This is a genomic window from Streptomyces sp. NPDC054840, from assembly GCF_053611065.1.
Genome location: NZ_JBSGZP010000578.1, coordinates 1 through 4,833 on the forward strand (window position 1 = coordinate 1; position 4,833 = coordinate 4,833).

Here is a 4,833-nt window from a genome sequence, read left to right on the forward strand (position 1 = left end):
CCCCGCGAGCTCGTCCCGCGGGGCGCGCCTTCGCGTACGGCGTGAGCGACCCGGCCGTCAGACGACCATGCCGGCCAGCTTGCGCAGCGACTCGTTCAGTGCGGCGGTGGCCGAGTCCTTGAGCTTGCCCGCCATCAGGGAGACGGCGGCCCCGGTGAACTCGCCGTCGATCCGGACCGTGGTGGCCTCGCCGTCCGGGATCAGGGTGTACCGGGTGAGGACCGCCACGCCCATCGGGCCCTTGCCGGTGATGGCGAAGAGGCGCTCGGCCTCCAGTTCCGAGACCGTCCAGACGACCTCGGCCGGGAAGCCCATCATCTTCATGTTCTCCGCGAAGGTGGCCCCCACCGCGAGGGTCTCGGGTCCGCCCGTGGGGAAGTTCGTGTGGGTCATGCTCCACTGCCCGTACGCGTCCCAGTCCGTCAGCTGGGACCAGAGCTGCGCGGCGGACGCCTCGATGCGTGATTCCGCGGTGACTTCAGCCATGCGGCCACCCCTTCTCGTCGGGTACGTGCGGCGGAAGGTAGCCCCGGCGGGCGGAACATTCAATACTGACGGCCTGTCAGATTCGATAGGGGTTGACGGGATGTGATCTCGACTCCGTCTCAACAGGTGTCATCCCCGTGACGCTCCTGACCCGCCCTGTCATGATGGCTGGATGCAAGCGTCAGGGAGACACGCCGGACTGGGCCTCGCCCTCGTCTCGGCGTTCGCGTTCGGTGGTTCCGGAGTGGCGGCGAAGCCGCTGATCGAGGCGGGTCTGGATCCCCTCCACATGGTTTGGCTCAGGGTGGCCGGGGCGGCGCTCGTGCTGTCCCCGCTGGCCTGGCGACACCGTGACCTCGTGCTGCGCAGGCCCGCGCTGCTCGCGGGCTTCGGGCTGGTCGCCGTCGCGGGTGTGCAGGCCTTCTACTTCGCCTCCCTGTCCCGCATTCCCGTCGGCGTGGCCCTGCTGCTGGAGTACCTGGGCCCGGCGCTGCTGCTCGGCTACATCCGCTTCGTGCAGCGCAAGCCCGTGACGCGCGGGGCAGCCGCGGGCGCGGCCGTGGCCGTCGTCGGCCTCGCCTGCGTGGTCGAGATCTGGGCCGGGCTGAGCCTGGACCCGCTCGGCGTGCTGTTCGGCCTCGCCGCCGCCTGCTGCCAGGCCTTCTACTTCGTCTTCGCCGACCAGGGCGCCGACGGGGACGACGCCCCCGACCCGCTCGGAGTGATCGCGTACGGCATGCTCGTCGGCGCTCTCGTGATGACCGTGATCGCCCGGCCCTGGGAGATCGACTGGCGGGTGCTGGGTGGCGAGGCCTCCGTGGGCGGCACCATGGTGCCCGCGCCGGTGCTGCTCGCCTGGGTGGTGCTGATCGCGACCGTCTTCGCCTACCTGACCGGTGTGGTCTCGGTGCGCCGGCTCTCGCCCCAGGTCGCCGGCGTCGTGGCCTTCCTGGAGGCGGTCGTCGCCACCGTGTTCGCCTGGATCCTGCTCGGTGAGCACCTTTCCACCTGGCAGATCGTCGGCGGCGGTCTGGTGCTCGGCGGCGCCTTCATCGCGCAGTCCTCCCGGCCGGCGCCCGCGACCGCACCCGCCGCGGCGGTGGCGGCGACCGCGCCCGATCCCGCCGACCTGGACCGCGAGCCGTCCCCGGCCGCCAAGGGTTAGGGTGACGGCCATGTACTTGACCGTGCTTTCGCCGCCGGCCGCCTAGCGCGGGCGGCGTCACCTCGCAGTAACCGGCCCGGGGTCTCCCGGGCGGGTCCGTGCTGCCCGCGAAGCGATGACCTGCTTCCTTCATCCTTCACGCATGCGCGGAGACATCTCGTGTCGAACCACTCGCCCGCTGCCGGGCGCGGTCTGCTGTACCTCGTCGTCGCCGGAGCCGCCTGGGGCACCGCCGGGGCGGCCGCCTCCCTCCTCTTCCTGGCCAGTGACCTCGGCCCGCTCGCCCTGTCCTTCTGGCGGTGCGCGGGCGGGCTCGTGGTGCTGCTCGGCGTGCTCGCCGTACGCGGGTCCAGGCCTGCCCGGGGGCGGGTGCGGCCCTCGGCGGCTTCGCTGATCGGGACCGGACTCCTCTTCACCCTCTTCCAGGCCGCCTACTTCGCCGCGGTGCGCGAGACCGGGCTCGCGGTGGGCACCGTGGTCACCCTCGGCGCCGGGCCCGTGATCATCGCGCTGGGGGCCCGGTACTGGATGGGCGAGCGGCTCGGCCGAGGTGGCGTGACCGCCGTCGTGGGGGCGCTGGCGGGGCTCGCCGTGCTGGTGCTGGGCAGCGGCGGCGGCGAGGTGCGGCCGCTCGGTGTCGGCTGGGCGCTGCTGTCGGCAGCCGGGTACGCGGGGATGACCCTGCGGGCCCGGTGGCTCGGGCAGCGCGGGGCGGGCGGGGACCCGCTGGTGACCACCGCCTGGTCGGTCGCGGTGGGCACGGTGTGCCTGCTGCCGCTCGCCGCGGTGGAGGGGCTGCTGCCGCACACCGCCGAACTCGGACGGGTGCTGTGGCTGCTGGTGTACGTGGCCACCGTGCCGACCGCGCTGGCGTACGCGCTCTACTTCACGGGCGCCGCCGCGGTACGGGCGGCGACCGTGTCGGTGATCATGCTGATCGAGCCGGTGAGCGCGGCGGTCATCGCCGTCCTGCTGCTCGGGGAGCGGCTGACCGGCGCCGTGGTGGTGGGCACCGTACTGCTGCTGACGGCAGTGGGCGCGCTGATCGTGGCGGAGGCCCGTCGGCCGCCGACCGCGCCCACCCCCGAGCGGCGTACCCCTCAGAGCGCGCTGAGGTAGTCCGGGACGGCGGTGCCGGGGGCCAGGTCCGCGTCGGGCGCCGGGATTCCGTACGCCGGGGCCACCGGGACCACACCCGCCCAGTGGGGCAGGTCCAGGTCCTCGGCGTCGTCGTTCACCGGGCCGCTGCGGATCTTGGCGGACACCTCGGCGAGGTCCACGCGGATCACGGCGGTGGCGGCCAGTTCCCTGGCATCGGCGGGCCGGACGTCGGCGGAGCGGCCCGGGACGACGGAGTCGACCATGGCGTCGAGGGCGATCCGGCACTCCGCCTCGTCGGTGACCTGGTGGGCGGTGCCGTGGACGACCACCGAGCGGTAGTTGAGCGAGTGGTGGAAGGCCGAGCGGGCCAGGACCAGTCCGTCGACGTGCGTCACGGTCACGCAGACGGGGAGGCCCGGGTCCGTACGGCGGGCCGCCAGCAGCGGGCGGGAGCCGGTCGAGCCGTGCATGTAGAGCGATTCGCCGACCCGGGCGAACAGCGTGGGCAGGACCACGGGCGCTCCGTCGCGGACGAAGCCGAGGTGGCAGATGTAGGCCTCGTCGAGTATCGAGTGCACCGTCTCGCGGTCGTAGCGGGCCCGGTCGCGGGAGCGGCTCGGGACGGTGAGGTCGGTGGGCTCGTAGTGTCCGGTCGACTCGGTCCTGTCGGTCCTCGTCCCCGTGGTCTCCGGGGCAGGCGTGGCGGTCATGGTGCGGACTCCATTGCACTAGTGCATAATGTGGTTTGTGCTAGGAGACTATCGGATCACAGGACGTCGTGCAGCGGAAATCGCCGCGGACGTGGAGGCGGGCGTGGCTTCGGGCGCGCTCCCGCCGGGTTCACTGCTGCCGCCGATGCGGGAGCTGGCAGGCGATCTGGGGGTGAACCCCAACACCGTCGCCGCCGCCTACCGGACGCTGCGCGAGCGCGGGGTCATCGAGACCGACGGGCGGCGCGGCAGCCGGGTGCGGTCCCGCCCGTCGAGCACGCCACGGGACGCGCTGCGGATGGCGGTGCCCGCGGGCGTACGGGACCTCGCGGAGGGCAGTCCGGACGTGTCCCTGCTCCCCTCGCTGGAGGGGCCGCTCGCGGCGGCCGCCCGGCGGTACGCGCAGGCGCCGACCCTCTACGGGGCGGATCCGGTCGCCCCGGAGCTCGCGGAACTGGCCCGGGCCGGCTTCGACGCGGACGGGGTCCCGCCGGGGCCGGTGGCGGTGACCTCGGGTGCGCTGGACGCGATCGAGCGGGTGCTCACCGCCCATCTGCGGGCGGGTGACGCGGTGGCGATCGAGGACCCGGGTTGGGGCGGGGCACTGGACCTGGCCCCGGCGCTCGGCCTGCGCGTACTGCCGGTGGCCGTGGACGACGACGGGCCTCGCACCGACGCGGTGGCCCGGGCGCTGGAGGCCGGGGCGCGGGCGCTGGTGGTGACGTCGCGGGCGCAGAACCCGACCGGGGCCGCGGTCGGCGCGGAGCGGGCGCGGGAGTTGCGGGCCCTGCTGGCGCGCCACCCCGAGGTGCTGCTGATCGAGGACGACCACGGCAACGGATTCGTCGACCTGCCGTTGCATCCGCTGGGCGGGGTGACCCGTCACTGGGTGCTGGTGCGGTCCACGGCGAAGGCGTACGGGCCGGACCTGCGGCTCGCCGTGCTGACCGGCGACGCGGTCACGTTGGACCGGCTGCGGGGGCGGCAGCGGCTCGGGCCGGGCTGGGTCAGTCGGCTGCTGCAGTACGCGGTGGTCGAGCTGTGGACCTCGGGCGCGGTGGACCCGGCGAGGGTGGCCCGCTCGTACGCGGGACGGCGGGACGCGCTGGTCGAGGCCCTGCGGGCGCGGGGGGTCCGGGCGCACGGGCGCAGCGGCCTCAACGTCTGGGTGCCGGTGGTCGACGAGACGGCGGTGGTGACGCGGCTGCTCGCCGCGGGATGGGCGGTGTCCGCCGGGGCGATCTACCGGGTCGAGGCGGGGCCGGGGGTGCGGCTGACGGTGTCGCAGCTTGCGGTCGACGAGTTGCCGGGCCTGGCCGACGCGGTGGCCGCGGCGGTCCGGCCGGGGGCGGCGGGGGTCCGGTACGACTG

5 protein-coding genes are annotated in these 4,833 nt (G+C 74.2%); 3 read left to right on the forward strand and 2 right to left on the reverse strand.

Annotation, left to right across the window (positions count from 1 at the left end; all coding sequences use genetic code 11):
• Positions 1-57 precede the first annotated feature (57 nt).
• Positions 58-486, reverse strand: a complete 429-nt coding sequence (locus tag ACWGIU_RS29940; protein WP_453711003.1) for a type II toxin-antitoxin system Rv0910 family toxin — start codon at positions 484-486, stop codon at positions 58-60.
• 172 nt (positions 487-658) lie between these two features.
• Here ACWGIU_RS29940 and ACWGIU_RS29945 point away from each other — a divergent pair, with 172 nt between their 5' ends.
• Both ACWGIU_RS29945 and ACWGIU_RS29950 read left to right on the forward strand, forming a co-directional pair.
• A complete protein-coding gene (locus tag ACWGIU_RS29945; RefSeq protein ID WP_453711005.1) occupies positions 659-1,651 on the forward strand; it encodes an EamA family transporter in 993 nt (330 codons plus the stop codon).
• Between the two features lie 159 nt (positions 1,652-1,810).
• Positions 1,811-2,770, forward strand: coding sequence for a DMT family transporter (locus ACWGIU_RS29950; protein ID WP_453711007.1), 960 nt, complete (start codon positions 1,811-1,813; stop codon positions 2,768-2,770).
• On the opposite strand, the gene ACWGIU_RS29955 is transcribed toward ACWGIU_RS29950, so the two are convergent.
• Complete coding sequence (locus tag ACWGIU_RS29955) at positions 2,752-3,462, reverse strand: pyridoxamine 5'-phosphate oxidase family protein (protein ID WP_453711009.1); 711 nt, start codon at positions 3,460-3,462, stop codon at positions 2,752-2,754. The two genes, ACWGIU_RS29950 and ACWGIU_RS29955, sit on opposite strands and share 19 nt — an antisense overlap.
• Positions 3,463-3,499: 37 nt before the next feature.
• Here ACWGIU_RS29955 and ACWGIU_RS29960 point away from each other — a divergent pair.
• Positions 3,500-4,833: aminotransferase class I/II-fold pyridoxal phosphate-dependent enzyme (locus ACWGIU_RS29960; protein WP_453711011.1), on the forward strand; the 1,334-nt coding region annotated here is incomplete at its 3' end.

Excerpts from the sequence above, each read along its gene's own strand:
- ACWGIU_RS29940 (WP_453711003.1), bottom strand. The coding sequence starts at position 486 with ATGGCTGAAGTCACCGCGGAATCACGCATCGAGGCGTCCGCCGCGCAG.
- ACWGIU_RS29945 (WP_453711005.1), top strand. The coding sequence starts at position 659 with ATGCAAGCGTCAGGGAGACACGCCGGACTGGGCCTCGCCCTCGTCTCG.
- ACWGIU_RS29955 (WP_453711009.1), bottom strand. The coding sequence starts at position 3,462 with ATGACCGCCACGCCTGCCCCGGAGACCACGGGGACGAGGACCGACAGG.